1 protein-coding gene is annotated in these 584 nt (G+C 69.5%); it reads left to right on the forward strand.

Features of this window, described 5'->3' with window-relative positions; genetic code table 11:
- Positions 1 to 477 (forward strand): thiolase family protein (locus ACYU7Q_RS21875; RefSeq protein ID WP_460611581.1); only part of this gene is annotated, 477 nt, incomplete at its 5' end.
- Between the last annotated feature and the right edge of the window lie 107 nt (positions 478 to 584).

Genomic DNA, 584 nt, shown 5'->3' on the forward strand with positions numbered 1-584 from the left:
ATGGGTGAGCACGCCGCGCTGACCGCCAAGGAGTGGGGCATCCCGCGCGAGGCGCAGGACGAGCTGGCGGCGGCCAGCCACCAGCGGCTCGCCGCCGCCTACGACCGCGGCTTCTTCGACGACCTGCTCACGCCCTTCCTCAAGCTGTCCCGGGACCAGAACCTCCGCCCGGACTCCACGGCGGAAAAGCTCGCGAAGCTCAAGCCGGCCTTTGGCGGCCGGGACGGCACCATGACCGCGGGCAACTCGACCCCGCTCACCGACGGGGCCGGCGTGATCGACGGGCTGCCGCCGCTGCCGATCGGTTCTCCGGTGCACATCGAGATGACCGTGGACAACGAGGGCCTGCTCACCGTGGACGCCACCGAACCCTCCACCGGGAAGAGCCTGCACATCCAGGTGCGGGTGAGTGTGCTGTCCAGCGAGGAGGTCGTCGAAGCCACGAACCGGGTTTCCGCGCTCACCGTGTCGAGCTGACCATGCTTCCCTTCGACGCCAAGGCCTACGAGGAGACGGTCGTCAAGCCGTTGCGGCGGTGGTCGGGCCGCGAACTGCCGGACGATCTGGTGTCCCGGTACGCCATC

Source organism: Hymenobacter terrigena, from assembly GCF_054776515.1.